Source organism: Acetobacter senegalensis (assembly GCF_001499615.1).
GTDB classification, from domain to species: Bacteria; Pseudomonadota; Alphaproteobacteria; order Acetobacterales; family Acetobacteraceae; genus Acetobacter; species Acetobacter senegalensis.
Genome location: NZ_LN606600.1, coordinates 1,835,080 through 1,854,864 on the forward strand (window position 1 = coordinate 1,835,080; position 19,785 = coordinate 1,854,864).

Genomic DNA, 19,785 nt, shown 5'->3' on the forward strand with positions numbered 1-19,785 from the left:
GAGATGGGTCGTAGAGTGCTGGTTGTGACAAAAAACTCATGATCCTTTACTGTGTCCGTCTGAATAGTGATGGAAGTCGGTGGTCATCATGAGCCATAAAAATATAGTCTTTTTTCTGTGTGCTATGGGTTTGGTTGTGCCGGAAGCATCCGCTTTTGCCGCATCTGAAACATGTGATGCCGCATCTTATAAAGTGCCCCCCGAGCTTGCAGGTTGGGCTCACCCTGTCGAGGGGAAGGCTGCCGGGGTCCAAAAGACCTCTTCTGCATTTTCGCTTACGCTGGGACAGGCGGCTCAGGTGCCGTTGCTACCGGCATCAGAACGACAGTTCGTTTTGCAGTCAGGAGCGTTAAAACATCATTTCGATTTTGCTGGAATGGTGAGGTTCCATATTTCCAAGAAAGAGACGTATCGTGTCATGCTTGGCGGAAAGGCATGGATTGATGTTGTGTCTGACGGCAAATCTCTGGATTCAGTTGCGCATCAGCATGGCCCCGCCTGCTCAGGCATTGTTAAAATGGTCGATTTTATTTTGGAACCTGGAGACTATGTGTTGCAGTTGAGTGGAAATGCACAACAGAATGTAAAAGTCATGATAGTGTCGGCTTCCTGAAAGATAGGCCAAAAAAAATGCCGGGGTTTTTCCCCGGCATTTTTGTGTGTTGACGTCGTTTTAGAAATCGACGCTTGCGCTGCCCATGACCATGAAGGGGGCTGCGATGGAGTAGGTGCTGCTGCCTCCCTTGATCTTGGTGCCATACACGCCGGTGGTGGCCAGAGCGTTGGCGGCGGTGCCGTTCACATAGCCAAGATAGTGGCGGTCCGTGATGTTGCGCAGGTTCAGGCGCAGGGTGGGAGATTTCATGATCCCCCAGTCCTTGAAGCGGTAACCGGCATTGACGTTCATGGTCAGATAGCCCGGAATATGCTGGTCATTGTTGAAGGTGGAATACTGCTTGGCGATGTATTTCAGGCCGTATCCCGCAAAGAAGTGCCCGTCATCGTAATCAAGATTGAAGGCCAGTGAGTATTTGGGGGTCTGCGGCGCAAACTTGCCCTTGCTGAATACATAGTCGCTTCCGCTGCCGGCGGCCACGTTGCTGTCTGTGCGGGCGTTGATGTATTCCGCCGAAAAATACGGACGCAGGTGGTAGAGGATGGGACGGGTGCCCACTTCAACATCCACACCATCAGCATGGGAGTTCCCGCCATTGATGCTCTGGCTGTAATAGTCGCCATTGGCCATGGTGACGGTCTGCTGATACAGGCGGTTGGTGAAGTTGTAGTGGAAATAGGTGATGGAGCTCATCACCAGCGGTCCCTGATAACGCCAGCCGAATTCTTCAGAAATGGAGATTTCGGGCTTCATGTTGGCGTTGGCATGGGTGGAATAGCCGCTGCCCGCATAATAGGCGCCGGAATCATAGAGTGACGTATTCATGGGAATACGGAAGTTTGTGGTTGAAGACGCAAACAGCTGGTTTTCGTCATTGATCTTGAAGCGGATGGAGGCGGCGGGCAGGGGCTGCTGCCAGGAGCCATTGATATAGGGCCCCGTTGAGGTGTCTGGCAGGAAGTTGTGGCCCTGCCGGTTGACGACCGTATATTTCAGGCCCGCTTCCAGCGTCAGACGGTTGTGCAGAAGCGAAAGACTGTCCGCAATGAACATGGTGTGAATGCGCGTCTGGGTCAGCGTGTCACGATACTGTGCCGTCTGCCCGTTGGCGAGCACCAGGTTGGGGCCGCCACCCAGAAGATCTTCAGGTTTGCCGGTAGCATAATCGATCAGGCTGTAGGGACCTGTCTGGATCTGCTTGGAATATTCAAACCAGTACCCGATGGACAGACGGTTGATACCCGTATGCAGGGACAGCTTGGTGACCGCGCCGGGGCGGTAGGTCTGCGTGTTTGACGGATTATACAGCAGCAGAGAACTGGTGTTGGACGCATTGTAGGGACCAATGGAGCCCGTCATGGCCTGGGACCCGTACTGCTGCTTTGTCAGGCTTTCACTGTAGGCGCCGCCGCCATTGCCGTTACCATACCAGAAATAGGGGGTTTCGGTCAGGGTCAGGTTGTCGGTCAGGGTGAAGGTGGAGGGCGCACTGGCGTAGATGTTGGTGAAGGGGTTGCGGTGCAACTGATAATAGTTGGAGCTGGGGTTTTTAGGATCCCATTTTGAGGCGTAGGCATTGTGAATGCCCTTCTGCTGCCACGTATCCATATAGGTGGTGGGGAACAGCACGCCCGTTGACTGGTTGCCCACCAGAGAGAAGGAGATCTTGTTGCCTTTGCCCCATTCGCTGACCCATTTTGTCTCACCGTGCAGCTTGTTCTGGCCGCCCGGACCGCGCCAGGACTGCTCGACAGCATCAGAGAAAGATACATAGCCGCGCACATTGGTGTGGCCGACATAACCCGTATCAAGACGGCCGAAAATACGGCGGGCGTTATAGTTGCCGTAGGAGCCGACAATCTTGCCGCCCAGACGCTCCTTGGGGTCCAGCAGATACATGTTCACCGCACCACCCGTGGCGCTGATGTGCGGGCTGTCGAGATCGGCGGAGCCCTGTTCCACATTGATGGTGCGCAGGTTTTCCGGATCGACGATTTCCTGCGGATAAACGGCATAGTTGCCGATATCGTTGATGGGGAAGCCTTCCAGCGTGAAGCCGATCTGGCTTTCGGTCAGGCCGCGCATGCTGACATGGCCGCCGGAAAGTCCCATCGGGTCGGTGGAGGTGGTGTTCACGCCCGGCAGCATTTCAATGAGCTGCATGGGGTTCAGGCCGGGGGCCTGTTTCTGGATGAATTCGGATGTGACGGTGGAGCGTGATTTGGCCGCGTCTTCCTTGATCATCAGACCGCCGCCCACTGACCGATGCCGCGCCCCTTTGACATCAAGGTTCTCAGGTGCCTGATCCGTCGGCGCTGTCGATCCCATCATCGATGGCTGAGAAGAAGACGCAGCCGCTACTGCCGGTTTGACCTGGCGGACAGGTTTTTCGCTTCCATCACTCTGCACGCTTGCTGGAGCGGCGAGTGCGCTTGCCGCAGGAATGGCAAAGCTGATCAATGCTGAGGTTGTAAGAAGGCGGCGCATGAAGGAGGGCATTGGGTACTGTCCACATCAGCTGGAAAAATGGGGGCGTGAAGTCACAGAATGACAAGGCCGCATCATTACGATAAAACAACATCAAGGAACACACAGAAATCAGGGCAGAGATGTGTTTCATGCATGGTCGTGTCAAATTGGTAACAGTCTTTCCGCTGAGCCGGGACGTTTCTGTGGCTCCTGCCCCGGAGCACCTGTGCAAATGGTCAGGTATTGGAGGCGGACGTCGGTCGGGCGCATTTCATGCAGAGGTCGATGCATAGGGAAAGGTTGTGGGGCAATGCTGGATGATATTGTATTCCATAAAAATGGATTGGAGATATGTTCGGGGTTTTAATAATACTATTCATATAATTAAAATATTCCTTTCAATATTTATATTTATTTCTGTTAATATTCCATTATTTGTACAATTAGATATAAATTTTTCTGAATGAAGCCATGTTTATCTGAGTATATTGCTCAAAACGGTCTTTGATATTCATATTGTCTTCTGATTGAACAGCGGCTTGCACCATCATGACTCGCGGGCGTTATTCAACGAACCTGGCTATGTGATCCGGCATGGTGTTGTTGGGCTTGCAATACCGAACAAGCATTTGTCATTGGTTTGTGGTGTGCCAGCACACCAATGATAAGTGGAGGGGACTTGAGTGCCCTGCTTCCCGACTTGCGGACTGTATTGTGACTGGTCGCGGGAAGGAAAAGTGAGGGACCGCTTAGTAACGATGGGCGATAGTGCACACGGCGTCCAGTTTCGGAAAGCGGAGCGCTGATGGCGGATCATAGTGTGAAGAGAAAGAAGAGATGAACGCCGCTTGGCAACGGCTATCCTTGGGGATGTACTGGCTTTAATGCGTCATTTAGGACAGGCCGGAAGGGTTGAGAGAGCGCCATTCTTATGGGCAACCGGTTTCAGGTGCCGGTGAAAGAGTACGAGGGTCGCGCTGCAATGGCCATCGTCTCGCCTAATGTTGTTTTGCAGGTTCTCTGTTCAAGTATGCGGTAAACTCTACGCAAAGCTCATTATTTTTCAGTGGGTTTTGTAATTTACGAATAGGGCTCAAGCAGGCATCTCCCTGATTTTTTGCTGACAGGATGTCGTGCAATCAGGGGTGCCTGCTATGAACACGTTAAAACCGGAAGACGAAATTTGACTGGTAATAGGTCGCGCTTGATCCGCCTGCACGGTTGAGGCTGTGCGACGTCATGAAACGGGACACATATTGCGTCCAGGAAAGATGGGGCGTGATCTGCCATGTCAGCGAGGCCTGAGGGGCCATGCCGATGAATTTTCCATCAAAATTATGAGCGAACGTATAAAATCCTGAGGACCGGTAAATGGGGTCCTGCGTGCTGTAACGCCAGAAAAGAGGATATTTAACTTGCAGGCTGAGAGATTTTACAAATGTAGCCCGCACTAAAGGCGCAAAACTGATCAGGTTGGAACCTGTCATGTAGGTTGTGGTGTCCAGATAGTTGGTCTGCGGATTGAAGGGGGAAATATAAGTGCCAATGGTGCCGGAATTCTTGTTTTTGTTTCCCCCGGAATAGACATCGGTCTGTAGCCCCAGAAAGGTGTGGAACGGATTTTTGGGCAAGCGGTATCCGACAAGGGTGTTGATGGCATAACTGCTGACAGAGCGGGCTTCATTGGTTTTGGCATACCGGAAGACGCCACCCTGCCAGATTCCGCCAAGGGAAAATTCAAAAGGTCCGGCAATGCCATGCCAGCGGATGCCAAAATTGTTGCGGGTGTTGGAGCCATTGCTGCTACCGGTAGCCGTTGCAATGGCACCGCTGGAGCCGGACAGTTTATAGCCAATATAAAAGGCATCCAGAAAGGAATAGGTCCGGTCTCCCATGAAATGTCCATCCGGTGCGGACCATGTCATGTTGAAACCATAAAGGCGGGTATTATAGTTTTCGGTATCCCGAAACATTTTTGTATAGCTGTCATTGGTCTGGACAAAATCCCACCCATCAATGCGCAGGCGCGGCCAGACCATATAGGCGCGAAACCCGTTCCACGAGAGCGGGACGTTCGGCGTTTCCCGATTGTAGAGCATGTAAGACGGGGCATCCAGAAACTGCTGGCGGCCAAACATGAAGCCACTTTTTGCGCCAAGCATGGTCCAGCGGGTTTCAATGAAGGCCTGCTGGACATCAAGGCGTTTTCTGTAAGTGGTGCCGTACCCGTATCCATTCCATCCGCCTGCATCCGCATTGATAAGCTGACCAAACAGGCGCACGTGGGACCCAAGGTGCAGATCCGCCCCATACAGATTTCTCACGCCGAAGCGGCCGGAATCATTATTTTTCTGTGTGCCCAGATTGGGACGGCTTTCAAACCAGTTGCGTAACCGGGTCTCGCCAGAAAAACTGAGCCAGATTGAGCCGCTGTTGTTCAGGGCGATATATTTCAGAATATCAAAAGGATCGGTCCGTTTGCTTTTGTCACGCAGGCGGCTCCAGTCTTCTGCCCAAGGGGCAACGCCGTATTGTCCCACAGGGCCGAATCCTGCTGCTTCACCATTACCCCGGTTGAAGACGCCCCAGTCATATTGCCGTCCGGAAGAGCGTCCTTGCGCCCCGGTTGTGCGGATAGGCTGTCCGGTTGGGGTTGCGTGAGGATACAGGACAATGTGGGGTAACGGTGCGGTGTGAACGGTGATCTGTTCCCCTGAATGGGATGGAAGCGGAGCAGCGGCCTTTGCCGCAGAAGGTGCCGTTTGTACTGATGCTGGGGTCGGTGCAGGGGTGGAAAGACCGGCAGAAGCAGGGGGCGCTGCCATGGCTGGAGACGCCATGAGGCAGAGCGCCGAAGAGGAGGCGAGAGAGAGAAGGCGCTGAACTGCAGAAGGTTGAAAACCGACCATGGGATTTTCCAGAAAAGGCGTAGACACAAATTGAACGAAATCTAATCGTAACAAAAAAGAATATGCATATCACGAATATGAACGCAATATACAAATAACAACGATTTATGATGATTGTATTGAATTCAGCCAAAAAACGCGCCAAATTGGCGGAAAGGTGGCGGTTCAAAAGGCGTATGAGGATGAAGGATAAGGGTTATCAAAAAATACTATGAGTTATGTTTTTACTTGACGAATAATATACAAATGATACCGTGAATTAGGCGCTGACGTTCCAAGGTTTGCCAAGGCTACCGAAAAGACACGCGCAAGGAAGATGGAGAGACAATTACAGTGTCAGATATCCTGTCACGGCGCGCGTTTCTGGGTGCCGCAGCTTTGGTTGGTGGTGTAACCGCCGGTTTTGCTTTCCGGCCCGCAAAGGCGGATACGCTCCGGTTGCTGAATGTATCTTACGATCCTACGCGTGAATTGTATGCGGACATCAACAAGGCCTTTGCAGCAGCATACACCAAAGCACATGCAGATAGTTCTGTTTTTGTTAGAACCTCCAATGGTGGTTCCGGGGCGCAGGCGCGCTCCGTTCTGGAAGGCGCTCCGGCAGATATTGTTACGCTTGGTTTAGCCTATGATATTGATATCCTTGCCCAGCATGGCCTGCTTGCGCAGGACTGGCAGAAACGCCTGCCACATAATTCCACGCCGTTTACCAGCACGATTGTTTTTCTGGTCAGAAAGGGAAATCCCAAAAACATTCATGACTGGCCGGATCTGATCCGGGATGATGTGAAGGTTGTCACGCCTAACCCAAAAACATCCGGTGGGGCGCGGTGGAACTATCTGGCTGCGTGGGGATGGGCACTGCGTCAACCTGGCGGGTCGGAAGAAACTGCACGTGCTTATCTGAAGGCGCTTTTCAAGCATGTGCCCGTGTTGGATACAGGCGCGCGGGGGGCGACAAACAGCTTTGTGCAGCGCGGATTGGGGGATGTTCTGCTTGCGTGGGAAGATGAGGCTCTTCTCGCTGCCAAGGATATCGGCCCGGACCAGTTTGATATTGTCGTGCCAAAAATGACCATTCTGGCCGAGCCGCCAGTGGCTGTGGTGGATAAAAACGTGGCCCAGCATGGCACTCAGGCCGCAGCACAGGCCTATGTTGAGTTTCTGTTTTCTCCCGAAGGGCAACGGATTGGCGCGAAACATTATTTCCGCCCGGTGGACCCCACTGTTGCGGCTGAGAGCGCGAGCCGTTTTCCAAAAGTGGAAACATTTGACATTGCCAGTCTGGGCGGGTGGGCCACAGTTCAGAAAAAGCACTTTGGCGATAACGGCATCTTTGATCAGATTTATCAGGGCTGACACAGGCGGAAAAGACGTTCTGATGGCAGGCGCGGCCCAGAGGGGCCGCTTCCTTTTCTGACATAAAAACCTCTGGCTGACCGCCCTGAACAGAATGTTCTCTTTAGTTAGAGAGGACGGAATGCTGTTTGGGGTGGGATGGGTGGCTGAGAGGCTGCTTTCGATGGGGCCGGGGGCGTGTCAAATGGTCCAAACGGGCCCTTGGGCACACCGGCAGGCCTGTTGTTCGTGGCGGGATGATCCATCGTAGGGAATGGCGCTTGTAGCGCACCCTGTTCCGTTGGTGTCATGGCAAAGCGGTTGCGGGGCAAGGCTTCCGGGCAATCGTCACACATCCAGCGAATGATTTTTTCCCGAATCTCACAGCGGAGATCCCAGCTTCTGATGGCCGTGCGTGCGCTGGCGGTAACGCGGATAATCATGGTCTGGTCTGTGCAGTCAGCAACCTGCGCGCTGAAATCTTTTCCTGTCCATTGTGGGCAGCCCCGTACAATTTCTTCCAGCTTGGCGCGGATACGATCCATGGGGGCGCGATAGTCCACATGCAGATAGACTGCACCAATCAGCTCTGCCGAGTTGTAGGTCCAGTTCTCAAAAGGTGTGTCGAGAAAATAGGCAATAGGCACAATACGCCTGCGCCAGTCCCATGAACGCAGCACCACATAGGTGGACGTGATTTCCTCCACCCATGTCCAGTCTCCCTGAAACGCAATCAGATCCCCCATACGGATGGGTTGCGTCATGGCAATCTGAACACCGGCAAACAGGTTGACCAGAATGGGGCGCGCCGCAAGGCCCGCAATCAGGGATGCGGCACCTGCCGAAGCAAACAGGCTGAGCCCATATTCCCTGACCGGCTCAAACGTAATCAACTCCGCGCTGACCGTGAGTACGCAGATCAGAATTTCCGCCACCCGGCGGAGCAGACGTACCTGCGTGGCATGTTTGCGGGCCAGAATATCATCATCCTGATCGGCTTCGGCAAAGCGCACCAGATAGGCGTCTGAAATCACGCGTGTTGTCAGCAGGGTACCCAGACCCATGACGGCTACAAAACTCATCAGCAGGAGATGCGCGACCGTATCCAGCAGATCTCCGCGCAGGCCGCAGGCGGGAAGGGCCACGCTCATGGCCAGAATGACAACGGTCAGCCGGACAGGGCGCCGCATGGTGCGTGTGAAGGACCGAACAAAGGCCCCGCGTTTGGCACCGGGAATACGCATCAGAATGCGGTCTGTGACCAAACGGCTGAGAAGCGCTGCGCAAAGACCGATGAGGGCAAGGACCAGAAGGGAGACCAGCGAAGGAGGAAGCCAGCTCAGCCATGTGCGGAAGGAAGAGACAAGAGGAGTCAGTTTGGTCTGAATGGTCTCCGCCATGGGTTCATGCTGGAGGGTGGTGGATGTGATGGACATAAAGAGAAGTGGGAACCTTGCCGTAAACGAATAAAAAATGCGGGTGCTACGCTGCTCCTGAAATGCCAGCGTTAAAAAAGAGAGAGGGGGCTAGATGAAAGACGCCTGAGCAACAAAGAGGTTCAGGCTGAGCTGCCTTGCAGCGGCAGTAAAAGTCCCTTCAGAGGGACAAAAGAGGCAGGGAATTTCTCTAACTGACAGGAGGAAGGGCTTCATCCGCAAGGCTGCCGGTTGGCTTTCTGGCCCATCGCCACGCACCCAGCCCCTGTCGGGCCAGTTCGCGGTGCATGATCATGATGGGCCACTGGCCGGACCCCTGATAGGTGCCCATGCCATCCGGTGCCGCGAGGCGCTTGGCAAGAGCTTCCACCAAAGTCACGGAGCGATGGCGTCCGCCAGAACAGCCAATGGCGATGGTGGCGTATTTCTTCCCTTCCTGCACAAAGCGCGGCAGCACCAGTTGCAGCATGGTGTGAATCTGATCCAGAAACGGAAGATAATCCGAATCTTCCGCCACATAAGCCGCCACATCAGCATCCAGCCCGGTTTTGGGGGCTAGGGCAGGGTCGTAGTGAGGATTGCGCAGGAAGCGCGCATCAAACACAATATCGGCCTCACGCGGTAAACCTGCAGGAAAGGCGAAGGACATCAGGGCTACGGTCAGCCCTTCGGCTGATCCTCCCTGCCACGGGCTGAAACGGCTTTCTACAAACTGCCGTAGTTCTGGTGGCGGCATGTCCGAGGTATCAATGACCAGATCCGCCGCAGCGCGGAGGGGCGCGGTCAGTGTTGTTTCTTCCTCAATCCCTTCCTTGATGCTGCCGTGCAGGGCAAGGGGGTGACGGCGCCGGGTTGCCGTATAGCGCCGCAGCAGCACGCTTTCTTCCGCCGTGGCGTAGATCAGTTCAACCCGCAGGTTGGGGTTCACGCGTAGCCGCGCTAGTGCCTCCAGCACGGCGGAGGCATCAAACCCTCGGGTGCGGGAATCCACACCAATGGCCACGGGGCGTTCCGCGCGCGCCACAATGTCATCGAGCATTCCCAGGGGGGGATTATCAATAACCTCGTGGTCCAGATCTTCCAGAATGCGCAGGATTGAGGACTTGCCAGCACCAGATAGCCCTGAAACCAGCAGGATACGGCGTGGAACAAGTGTATCATCCGCGCACATTACATCTGTTCCTTTCTGTGGCCTGAGGCGGGCAAAAAGTTTTCAGGCCTGCATGGCAAGCGGGGAGCCAGCGCCTGCGGTGGGCAAAGCAGGCATCCGGTCCTGAATAAAGCACTGACCCAAATTACGGTAGCGGCATTATGCTCGGGTCACCCCATGTTACGCAATATGTCTGCACAGCTTTGGTGTGGCAATGCCTGCCTGCACCGCGTGCATGCCATGCTTTACACCATTATGATGTATGTATTGTTACGAAAGAGCAATTTGCGATTTTTACAGGCCTGACGGTATGATGGATGCTCATGACTGACGCGTTACACCACACTCCTTTTGGTTCTCCTTCTGCCGCTATGCCACGGGTAGAGCACACACCGGCAGGGATACGGATCAGGGGGCTTCGGTCCTCTTCTCCGCAAACGCAGACCATAGCGGAGCAATGTGCGGCGGCGTTGGAGACGGGAACGGCCATTCTGGCGCGTGATGATCTGTCCCTGAAAGATGTCACGCGGGTGGTGTATATCATTGAAGGGGCAGCCGATTTCCCTTCCTGCTTTCCCTTGTTAAGGCAGGTTTTCTCCAATTTTTCGCCATCCCTGACCTTTATGTGGGTCAAAAGCATGACCCCTGCTGGCGTGAAAATAGAAGTCGAACTCTGCGTTGAAGCGGAACCCGTCTAAAAAACGCAGATGCGTTTTCGCGTTGGTGACAGGCCATAACAGCCAACGCGCTCTCCCTTCAAAAAATAGCTGACAGAGGTCTGGCTGCTCTCAACCCCTGCTTTGCGTGCGGTTTTGCCCGTAGGATGAGCTGTCAGGTGGTGACTTTGGGCAAGCGCACTGTAAAGCGGGCCCCTGCGACATTGCCTTGTGCGTCATGCCGGTTTTCAACAGCGATTGTGCCGTGCAGGGCTTCCACAATCTGGCGGCTGATAGAAAGACCCAGCCCGGAATGCTGGCCAAAATTCTCGTTCTTGGGACGCTCCGAATAAAAGCGGTCAAAAATGGAATCGAGTTTGGCCTGTGGAATGCCCGGTCCTTCATCCGAAACGGAAATCGAGATCATGTTCCCGGCAGGTGCTGCTTCCAGCAGAATGTGGCCGTTGGGTGGAGAAAAGGAAATGGCGTTGCCAATCAGGTTGCGGAGCACCTGCACCAACCGGTCTTCCACCGCCAGAGCGCGGAGGGGATGCTCGGGGGAATCGCCTTCCACTTTTGTGGTGATGATCGGCTGACCTTCCTTGCGGGTGGCCTGATGGATTTCAGCCAGAACAGAGAGAAGCGGTTTGATGGAAACCGGCTCAGCCTGCGCACGGGACATTTCAGCATCCAGGCGGCTGGCGTCAGAGATATCGGTGATCAAACGATCCAGACGGCGGACGTCCTCGTTGATGATGGTCAGAAGGCGACGCTGCTGATTTAGGTCTTCAATACGGAGCAGGGTTTCAATGGCGGAGCGGATGGAAGAAAGCGGGTTTTTGATCTCGTGACTGACATCCGCGGCAAACCGCTCAATGGCGTCCATCCGTTTCCACAGCGCCTGCGCACTGGCCTGCAGGGCGCGGGCCACATCGCCAATTTCATCGCGCCGCGCCAGCAGGCGGGCTGGCACGGTCCCTGTGCGCCCCGAAGATTCGCGCATGATCTGGGCGGACGCTGCCAACCGCAACAGGGGGCGGGCGATTGTAAGGGACAGATACCATGAGAGCAGGATGGTAATAACCAGAACCGTGAGGAACAGGGATAAAATGGAGGAACGTACGGCAAAAACCGAACGATCAACCTGAGATGCGGCGCGGGTAAGCTGGATAATCCCGACCGTATGGCCATCACGAATAACGGGCTCCGCCACGGTGATGATCAGGCGGCCATTGGCCGTGCGGCGGATGTAAGGTGGGGCTTCTGGCGGCGGGCGAAAATTGGGACCGTTGGCTTCTGGCGGACGGGCCGGGTCTGCTGGGATGTCGGCCTCGTTTGTGTCGAGCCTGACAATATTGGTTTCGTTACTGCGCCACACCCATGTCAGCAGGCGTTCAAAAAAGCTGGGGCCAAAGGGGGGCGGCCCGCTTGGGTCATTCACGCCACCTGGCGGCGGAGGGCGATAGCCATGACGGAACGGAAAGGAGTGGGGGGGATGATCCGGCTGATCAGCCAGATTATCCGCCACCAACTGCCCATCCGGGCCAAAAAGACGGGCATGTGCGCTGGGGCTGGGCTCGGTCAGGCGCAGCAACAGGCGGCGGGCCTGTGAGGATTCCAGTGAAAATTCACCATCCGATCCAGTGCTGCGCGCGCGCGTATTGCGCACAGCACTTTCCCCAAGGGCTCCGGCATAGATGCGCGCCTGCTCCCGCAATCCTGCAACTTCCGTGGTCAGCAGGCTGTTTCGGAACTGATTGAGAAACAGCATGGTGACTGCCAGCAGCGCGAGCGGCAGAATATTGACCAGCATGATGCGCCGCATGAGCGGAGAGACCAGCCGTGTTTTGGAGGCCTCATACGCGGCGGTGGCCTCAATGCCACCCTGCTTGTTGCCCTGCCCCGGCAGCTTCAGACTTTTCAGTCTGGAGAGCGAGGAAGAAACAGACATGCGTGTCCGTTGTGTCACCAGCGGGCCTCAGTCTTCCCGGTATCGGTAGCCAATGCCGTAGAGAGTCTCAATCTGGTTGAAATTGTCATCAACCTGCCGGAATTTCTTGCGGACACGCTTGATGTGACTGTCGATTGTGCGGTCATCCACATAAACCGTGTCCCCATAGGCGGCATCAATCAACTGATCGCGCGACTTCACCAGCCCGGGGCGCTGGGCCAGCGTTTTTACCAGCAGGAACTCCGTAACCGTCAGCGGGACATCCTGCCCGTTCCACGTGCATTTGTGGCGCAGTTCATCCAGAGAGAGCGGGCCGCGAACCAGTGCACCGCCAACTGGCGTGCCGTTGGCTTCCGCACGGCTTACTTCGTTCCGGCGCAGCAGGGCGCGGATGCGTTCCAGCAGCAGGCGTTGGGAAAAGGGCTTGGTGATGTAGTCATCAGCGCCAAGGCGCAGCCCCATAAGCTGATCCACTTCCTCATCCTTGGAGGAGAGGAAGATGACCGGCAGATTGGACCGGGCCCGCAGGCGCTGCAACAGTTCCATGCCATCCATGCGGGGCATCTTGATATCCAGCACGGCCAGATCAACAGGATAAGCCGTCATGCCCTGCAGGGCCGATTCGCCATCAGTATAGGTGCGGACGTGAAAGCCTTCGGCTTCGAGCGTCATTTGTACCGAGGTCAGGATGTTGCGGTCGTCATCAACCAGCGCAATCGTCTGCTTGGTACGCTCTACCATTGTGTGCGTGTTCCTTCATCGCCTTCAACGCCAGCCCATGAGCATACGGGGTTCGCCCTGTTTGCGCCATGGGGGCAGAGTCTTTCATGTTGCCGCGTTTTTTGAGCACGGCTTGCATGCGTTGTAAAATCATCATCGCGGTGCCGTGCAGGTCTTGTCGGTTCCGGACGGGTTGCTTACTTCTTGGTGCATGACCCACGATACAGATCCCAACCGGGTCGGCACGCCGGCAGAGCCGGCTGAAACCGACCAGATCTCCCAGCCTCAGGAAGCGGTTGCACCTGAAGCGGAGACCCATGCCGAGCCGTCCTCTGCTGCCGAGGGCCGTCTTCAGGAGCTTGAGCAGGAAGCTGCCGAGTTCAAGGAGAAATGGCTGCGGGCCGAGGCCGATAACCAGAACCTGCGCACCCGTGCCAAGCGGGATGTGGAAGACGCCCGGCAATATGCCGTGCAGAAATTTGCGCGGGATGTGGTGGAAGCGGCTGAAAACCTGCGCCGTGCGCTGGCCAGTCTGCCTGCGCATCAGGAAGGGGAAGACAGTGTTCTGACCAAGATGCGTGAAGGCATTGAAAGCACTGAACGGTCCTTCATCTCCATTCTTGAGCGTCACGGCATCAAGTGTGAAGACGCGCAAGGCAAGACGTTTGACGCCAATCTGCATCAGGCCATGGCGGAACAGCCGAGTGCAGAGCATGCACCGGGCACTGTAATGCAGGCATGGACGCCGACATGGACGCTGCACGGGCGTCTTCTCAAGCCTGCCATGGTAGTAGTGGCCAAAGCACCGGAATAAGCCGGGTTTCTGGCAAGGGTATGGGTGGTAAAAATTTTGTTTGCCAACGGCTTGCTTCTACTTGAAAGAGCGCAGGCCGCACCATACATCAGGCTTAACACTCGCAACCTGTTTTCCGGCAAAGGAAAATCAGGTGAGAGACTAAGGACCCAGTCCGGTGCTTCGGGCCAGGCTAGGTCGCTGAAGGAGAGTATGAATGAGCAAAGTTATTGGTATTGACCTTGGTACGACCAACTCCTGCGTGGCCGTGCGCGAAGGGAACGAAAACAAGGTTATTGAAAACAGCGAAGGCGCACGCACAACGCCGTCCATGGTTGCTTTCACCGAAGGTGGTGAAATGCTGGTTGGACAGGCTGCGAAACGTCAGGCTGTCACAAACCCGGCAAACACATTCTATGCCGTGAAGCGTCTGATTGGTCGTCGATTTGATGATCCGACCGTTCAGAAAGACAAGGAAATGGTGCCTTACACCATCGTCAAGGGTGACAATGGTGATGCATGGGTGGAAGCGCGCGGCACGAAATATGCCCCTTCCCAGATTTCCGCGTTCGTGCTCGGCAAAATGAAGGAAACCGCCGAGGCTTACCTTGGTGAAAAAGTGACGCAGGCCGTTATTACCGTTCCTGCTTACTTTAACGATGCCCAGCGTCAGGCAACGAAAGACGCCGGCCGTATCGCCGGTCTTGAAGTGCTGCGTATCATCAACGAACCCACAGCAGCGGCTCTTGCTTACGGGCTGGAAAAGAAGAGCGGCGGCACGGTTGCGGTTTATGACCTTGGTGGCGGCACGTTCGACGTTTCCGTTCTGGAAATTTCTGACGGCGTGATCGAAGTGAAATCCACCAACGGGGATACGTTCCTGGGTGGTGAAGACTTTGATAACCGCATCATCGGGTATCTGGCGGATGAGTTCAAACGCGAACAGGGCATTGACCTGCGCGCTGACAAGCTGGCTCTGCAGCGTCTGAAAGAAGCTGCTGAAAAAGCGAAGATCGAACTGTCTTCCTCCAAGGAAACGGAAATCAACCTGCCGTTCATCACCGCAGACGCTTCTGGGCCGAAGCATCTGGTGCTGAAGCTGACCCGCGCCAAGCTGGAAAGCCTTGTTGATGATCTGATCCAGCGCACGCTTGAACCCTGTAAGGCTGCTCTGAAAGACGCTGGCGTCTCTGCTTCTGAAGTAGATGAAGTCATTCTGGTTGGCGGCATGACCCGTATGCCGAAGGTGATTGAGGCTGTTAAAAGCTTCTTCGGCAAGGATCCGGCCCGTAACGTGAACCCGGACGAAGTGGTGGCCATTGGTGCAGCCATTCAGGGTGCGGTGCTGAAAGGTGATGTTAAAGACGTTCTGCTGCTGGACGTAACCCCGCTGTCTCTGGGTATTGAAACCCTGGGTGGCGTGTTTACCCGCCTGATCGACCGCAACACCACCATCCCGACCAAGAAGAGCCAGACCTTCTCCACCGCGGAAGACAACCAGAACGCGGTGACCATCAAGGTCTATCAGGGCGAACGTGAAATGGCGGCTGATAACAAGCTGCTTGGCAACTTTGACCTGACGGGTATTGCCCCGGCTCCGCGTGGTGTGCCGCAGATTGAAGTGACGTTCGACATCGACGCCAACGGTATCGTGTCCGTGTCCGCCAAGGATAAGGCAACCGGCAAGGAACAGCAGATCAAGATCCAGGCATCTGGTGGTCTGTCTGAAGGCGATATCGAACAGATGGTCAAGGATGCTGAAGCCAATGCGGCAGCAGACAAGGCCAAGCGTGAACAGGTTGAAGTGCGTAACAACGCTGAAAGCCTTGTGCATCAGGTTGAAAAGTCTCTGTCTGAAGCGGGTGACAAGGTTCCTGCTGCTGATAAGACAGAAGCTGAAGGCGCTATTGCTGCGGTCAAGACGGCTCTGGAAGGCAGCGATGCCGAAGCCATCAAGAGCGCAAGCGATCGTCTGACACAGGCTGCCATGAAGATTGGTGAGGCTGTGTATAAGGCTGGTCAGGCTGGCGAAGGTGCTGCTCCGGGCGGTGCCGGTGCGGCTGGCGCCAACCCGAATGAGGAAAAAATTGTCGATGCGGACTTTGAGGACGTAAACGACAAAAAAGCCTGATCGGGCGCGACTACCACGGGTGGCGGGGGTGACTTTCCCCTGCCATGACCGTTTTTTCTCTGGCGTCCGTGCTTCCTGGAAGGCGGACGCCTTTGTCATATCTGACACATGCTGCGCTCAGTAAGAGGCAGAACTCCGTAAGAGGATTTTCATGGCCACCCAGGTTGATTACTACGAACTTCTTGAGGTCTCCCGCACAGCATCGGCTGACGAAATCAAGAAAGCCTATCGTAAGATGGCCATGAAATATCACCCGGATCGGAATCCTGGTGATGAAGAGGCCGAGGCCAAGTTCAAGGACGTCAACCAAGCCTATGATGTTCTGAAAGACGAGCAGAAACGCGCTGCGTATGACCGGTTTGGCCATGCTGCCTTTGAAGGCGGCGGTGGCGGTGGCCCCGGCGGGTTTGATTTCAGCGGTTTTGGTGGCGGTGGTCTGGGCGATATCTTCGAACAGATGTTCGGGGACATGATGGGTGGCCGTCGCGGTGGCCGTGCCCGTACCGGCAGTGATATCCAGACCCATGTTGAGATCACGCTGGAAGAAGCGTTTTCCGGCGTGAAAAAAGATGTGCGGGTCATTACCCGTGTGGCCTGTGAGTCCTGCCATGGCACTGGGTCCAACGATGGTGCGGCAGGTGTGACGGTTTGCCCAAGCTGCCATGGTGCGGGAAAAGTTCGCGCCCAGCAGGGCTTCTTTGTAGTGGAACGGCCGTGCCCCACCTGCCACGGCACCGGCAAAAGTGTGAAAGACCCCTGCAAGGCCTGCCATGGTGCAGGCACGGTGGAAAAAGAGCGCACAATTGGCGTGCAGATTCCCGCTGGCGTGGAGGATGGCACCCGTATCCGCATCTCTGGCGAGGGCGAAGCCGGGCAGGGCGTGCCGCCTGGTGATCTGTATGTGCATGTGTCTGTCTCGGAACATTCCATCTTCCAGCGTGATGGTGCGAATGTTTATTGCCGTGTACCGTTGCGCATGGGCCAGGCTGCTCTGGGCACGGAAATTGAAGTTCCCGTTATTGATGGCGGCCGGGCAAAGGTAAAAATTCCCGCAGGCACCCAGACGGGCGAACATTTCCGCCTACGTGGCAAAGGATTCTCTGTCCTGCGTTCCAGTGCGCGGGGGGATATGTATATTCAGGTCACTGTTGAAACACCGCAGCATCTGAACAAGCGCCAGCGCGAATTGCTGGAGGAGTTTGAGAAAGAAGCCGGTGAAAACGTGAAGGGCAGCCCGGAACACTCCGGCTTTTTTGCCCGCGTGCGTGATTTTTTTGAAAACAAAAGCTGAATTTTGACACTAAAGGAACAGCCTGCATGACAGAAAAATCCCTTCGGGTCGGGATTGCCGGTATTTCAGGGCGTGTGGGCCAGTTGCTGGTAGAAGAAGTGCAAGCAGCCGGGGCCATTCTGGCAGGGGGTACGGCCCGCAAGCCGGGTGGTGTTGTCGGCTTGCCGGAAAATGTCCCTGTTTTTTCGGACATGGCATCTCTGGCAGCAATCAGCGATGTGGTGATTGATTTCACTCATGCAGAGACAGTCGTGCCTCATGCTCAGGCTTTGGCCCAGCATGGTACGGCGTGGGTACTGGGCACCACGGGTCTTTCTGCTGAACAGAGTGCTGCCGTCTACAAGGCCGCGCAGACCATCGCTATTGTGCATGCGGCCAATTTTTCGCCAGGCGTGACGTTGGTGCAGCGTCTGGCGCAGATGATGGGCCGTGCATTACCGGCTGAGTCCTATGATGTTGAAGTGCTGGAAATGCACCATCGGCAGAAAGTGGACGCTCCATCAGGCACGGCTCTGGCAATTGGGGAAGCTGTGGCCCAAGGGCGTGGTGTGGCTCTGGTTGATGTGAAGGAAAGCGGGCGAGACGGGCATACCGGTCCGCGCAAAACCGGCGCTATCGGGTTTGCTGCTCTGCGCGGTGGGCAGATTGTCGGGGAGCATGATGTTCTGTTTACCTCGGCGGATGAGCAGATCACACTCTCGCATCGGGCGTTTGACCGGCGTATTTTTGCGACCGGAGCGGTAAGGGCGGCTCTCTGGGTGGAAGGCCATGCGCCGGGATATTTTGGTATGGAAGATGTTCTGGGGCTTCCGCCTCTTTAAAAAAGGCGGCCTTTTTGAAACGCGCCCCGGCCCGTTGCCGGGGTGTATGATTTACGAAGTTTTGCTGTAAATAAAAATAGTTAGCCGTTTTTTTCATAACGGAAAAAATGGCTTTGCAGTTGTAAATGCTCATGAAACTGGCGGTTATCCGCTAATCCACCCGCACGGGAGCTACGGACATTTTCTACGCATGGCGGCAATACACTTGACCATTGGTCACTATTCCGCCACACGGTTTCGTCCCCTTTCCTCAAGGGTGATATCACAATTCCTATTTCACAGTGCGTGGGGCAGACGGCACCATCATGCGTAAAGACGGCGATTTCCTGTTCACTTCGGAATCTGTTTCCGAAGGTCATCCCGATAAGGTTGCGGACCGGATCAGCGATACTGTTCTCGATGCCTATCTTGCAGCAGACCCTGAAGCTCGCGTGGCCTGTGAAACCTTGGTTACCACCAATCGGATCATTCTGGCCGGTGAAGTGCGTGGCCCGGCTTCCGTTACCTCAGAAGGCCTGATTCAGGCCGCGCGTGATGCGGTAAAGGACATTGGTTACGATCAGGAAGGTTTCTCCTGGCGTACGGCTGATGCTGCCAATTACCTGCATGCACAGTCCGCTGACATTGCTGTCGGCGTTGACAGTGCCGGTGAGAAGGACGAAGGCGCAGGCGACCAGGGCATTATGTTCGGTTATGCGTCCAACGAAACCGACACCCTGATGCCGGCTCCGCTGTATTATGCGCACCGCATTCTGCACGAAATCCGTGATCTGCGCCGCGCTGGCGATGCACGCGTTGCGGGCCTGCAGCCGGATGCAAAAAGCCAGGTTACGCTTCATTATTCCAATGGTCGCCCCGTCAAGGCAACGTCCGTGGTGATCTCCACCCAGCATGATGCGGGTATTGATCAGAAAGAACTGCGCGATCGTCTGGGCGGTGTGGTGCGTGGTATTCTGCCGGAAGGCTGGATGCCGGAAGATAACGAATTCTACGTTAACCCGACCGGTGTTTTCGTGATTGGCGGCCCGGACGGTGACTGTGGTCTGACCGGTCGTAAGATCATTGTGGATACCTACGGTGGGGCAGCCCCGCACGGCGGCGGCGCATTCTCCGGCAAGGACCCCACGAAGGTTGACCGCTCTGCCGCGTATGCCTGCCGCTATCTGGCCAAGAACGTTGTGGCTGCTGGCTTGGCTGATCGTTGCACCATTCAGCTTTCCTACGCTATTGGCGTGTCTCATCCGCTGTCCGTTTATGTGGATCTGGATGAAACCGGCAAGGATGTGGATGAAGCCCGTCTGGGCAAGATTCTGCGTGATGTGATGGATCTGTCTCCGCGCGGTATCCGGAAGCATCTGCGCCTGAACCGTCCGATTTATGCTGAAACATCTGCTTATGGTCATTTTGGCCGCAAGCCGGATGATGCGCGTGATAACTTCACGTGGGAACGCACGGATCTGGTTGACGCCCTGCGCAGCGCACTGAACCGCTAAGAAGAAAAGCC

General features: G+C 55.4%; 14 protein-coding genes. 8 read left to right on the forward strand and 6 right to left on the reverse strand.

From position 1 onward, the window contains the following. Positions 1 to 79: 79 nt before the first annotated feature. A complete protein-coding gene (locus ASN_RS08335) occupies positions 80 to 613 on the forward strand; it encodes a hypothetical protein (protein WP_157765153.1) in 534 nt (177 codons plus the stop codon). A gap of 60 nt (positions 614 to 673) precedes the next feature. On the opposite strand, the gene ASN_RS08340 is transcribed toward ASN_RS08335, so the two are convergent. Continuing rightward, positions 674 to 2,947, reverse strand: coding sequence for a TonB-dependent receptor (locus tag ASN_RS08340; protein ID WP_407922306.1), 2,274 nt, complete (start codon positions 2,945 to 2,947; stop codon positions 674 to 676). A 1,301-nt stretch (positions 2,948 to 4,248) separates the two neighbouring features. After that, on the reverse strand, positions 4,249 to 5,910 hold the full coding sequence (locus ASN_RS08345; protein WP_081473526.1) for an alginate export family protein: 1,662 nt from the start codon (positions 5,908 to 5,910) through the stop codon (positions 4,249 to 4,251). 417 nt (positions 5,911 to 6,327) lie between these two features. On the opposite strand from ASN_RS08345, the gene ASN_RS08350 reads away from it, so the two are divergent. Next, complete coding sequence (locus ASN_RS08350; RefSeq protein WP_006557846.1) at positions 6,328 to 7,353, forward strand: sulfate ABC transporter substrate-binding protein; 1,026 nt, start codon at positions 6,328 to 6,330, stop codon at positions 7,351 to 7,353. Between the two features lie 107 nt (positions 7,354 to 7,460). Here the strand turns inward: ASN_RS08350 and ASN_RS08355 are convergent, their stop codons facing one another. After that, positions 7,461 to 8,768: a mechanosensitive ion channel family protein gene (locus tag ASN_RS08355; RefSeq protein WP_058987887.1), complete on the reverse strand. Its 1,308-nt coding sequence runs from the start codon at positions 8,766 to 8,768 to the stop codon at positions 7,461 to 7,463. A 190-nt stretch (positions 8,769 to 8,958) separates the two neighbouring features. Next, on the reverse strand, positions 8,959 to 9,939 hold the full coding sequence (gene rapZ / locus ASN_RS08360; RefSeq protein ID WP_006557848.1) for an RNase adapter RapZ: 981 nt from the start codon (positions 9,937 to 9,939) through the stop codon (positions 8,959 to 8,961). A 302-nt stretch (positions 9,940 to 10,241) separates the two neighbouring features. Between rapZ and ASN_RS19620 the strand changes: the two genes are divergently transcribed. Further along, positions 10,242 to 10,616, forward strand: a complete 375-nt coding sequence (locus ASN_RS19620; RefSeq protein WP_157765154.1) for a RidA family protein — start codon at positions 10,242 to 10,244, stop codon at positions 10,614 to 10,616. A 133-nt stretch (positions 10,617 to 10,749) separates the two neighbouring features. Here ASN_RS19620 and ASN_RS08370 read toward each other — a convergent pair whose 3' ends face one another. Next, positions 10,750 to 12,525 (reverse strand): ATP-binding protein, encoded by a 1,776-nt coding sequence (locus ASN_RS08370; RefSeq protein WP_006557851.1) that lies wholly within the window; start codon positions 12,523 to 12,525, stop codon positions 10,750 to 10,752. 27 nt (positions 12,526 to 12,552) lie between these two features. Then, positions 12,553 to 13,266 (reverse strand): response regulator transcription factor, encoded by a 714-nt coding sequence (locus ASN_RS08375; RefSeq protein ID WP_006557852.1) that lies wholly within the window; start codon positions 13,264 to 13,266, stop codon positions 12,553 to 12,555. A gap of 190 nt (positions 13,267 to 13,456) precedes the next feature. Here ASN_RS08375 and ASN_RS08380 point away from each other — a divergent pair, with 190 nt between their 5' ends. From ASN_RS08380 to metK, 5 genes are all read left to right on the forward strand, one after another. Next, positions 13,457 to 14,059 carry a nucleotide exchange factor GrpE gene (locus ASN_RS08380; RefSeq protein ID WP_006557853.1) on the forward strand — a complete coding sequence of 201 codons (603 nt, stop codon included), beginning with the start codon at positions 13,457 to 13,459 and terminating at the stop codon, positions 14,057 to 14,059. A gap of 196 nt (positions 14,060 to 14,255) precedes the next feature. Continuing rightward, positions 14,256 to 16,169, forward strand: coding sequence for a molecular chaperone DnaK (dnaK, locus tag ASN_RS08385; protein WP_006557854.1), 1,914 nt, complete (start codon positions 14,256 to 14,258; stop codon positions 16,167 to 16,169). Positions 16,170 to 16,320: 151 nt separating this feature from the next. Continuing rightward, positions 16,321 to 17,460: a molecular chaperone DnaJ gene (gene dnaJ, locus ASN_RS08390; RefSeq protein WP_006557855.1), complete on the forward strand. Its 1,140-nt coding sequence runs from the start codon at positions 16,321 to 16,323 to the stop codon at positions 17,458 to 17,460. 26 nt (positions 17,461 to 17,486) lie between these two features. Continuing rightward, complete coding sequence (gene dapB / locus ASN_RS08395; RefSeq protein ID WP_006557856.1) at positions 17,487 to 18,281, forward strand: 4-hydroxy-tetrahydrodipicolinate reductase; 795 nt, start codon at positions 17,487 to 17,489, stop codon at positions 18,279 to 18,281. Positions 18,282 to 18,586: 305 nt separating this feature from the next. After that, positions 18,587 to 19,774: a methionine adenosyltransferase gene (gene metK / locus ASN_RS08400; RefSeq protein WP_039903637.1), complete on the forward strand. Its 1,188-nt coding sequence runs from the start codon at positions 18,587 to 18,589 to the stop codon at positions 19,772 to 19,774. Positions 19,775 to 19,785 lie beyond the last annotated feature (11 nt).

Excerpts from the sequence above, each read along its gene's own strand:
- dnaJ (WP_006557855.1), top strand. The coding sequence starts at position 16,321 with ATGGCCACCCAGGTTGATTACTACGAACTTCTTGAGGTCTCCCGCACA.
- ASN_RS08340 (WP_407922306.1), bottom strand. The coding sequence starts at position 2,947 with ATGATGGGATCGACAGCGCCGACGGATCAGGCACCTGAGAACCTTGAT.
- ASN_RS08375 (WP_006557852.1), bottom strand. The coding sequence starts at position 13,266 with ATGGTAGAGCGTACCAAGCAGACGATTGCGCTGGTTGATGACGACCGC.
- dnaK (WP_006557854.1), top strand. The coding sequence starts at position 14,256 with ATGAGCAAAGTTATTGGTATTGACCTTGGTACGACCAACTCCTGCGTG.
- ASN_RS08355 (WP_058987887.1), bottom strand. The coding sequence starts at position 8,768 with ATGTCCATCACATCCACCACCCTCCAGCATGAACCCATGGCGGAGACC.
- rapZ (WP_006557848.1), bottom strand. The coding sequence starts at position 9,939 with ATGTGCGCGGATGATACACTTGTTCCACGCCGTATCCTGCTGGTTTCA.
- ASN_RS08370 (WP_006557851.1), bottom strand. The coding sequence starts at position 12,525 with ATGTCTGTTTCTTCCTCGCTCTCCAGACTGAAAAGTCTGAAGCTGCCG.
- ASN_RS19620 (WP_157765154.1), top strand. The coding sequence starts at position 10,242 with ATGACTGACGCGTTACACCACACTCCTTTTGGTTCTCCTTCTGCCGCT.
- dapB (WP_006557856.1), top strand. The coding sequence starts at position 17,487 with ATGACAGAAAAATCCCTTCGGGTCGGGATTGCCGGTATTTCAGGGCGT.
- ASN_RS08380 (WP_006557853.1), top strand. The coding sequence starts at position 13,457 with ATGACCCACGATACAGATCCCAACCGGGTCGGCACGCCGGCAGAGCCG.
- metK (WP_039903637.1), top strand. The coding sequence starts at position 18,587 with ATGCGTAAAGACGGCGATTTCCTGTTCACTTCGGAATCTGTTTCCGAA.
- ASN_RS08345 (WP_081473526.1), bottom strand. The coding sequence starts at position 5,910 with ATGGCAGCGCCCCCTGCTTCTGCCGGTCTTTCCACCCCTGCACCGACC.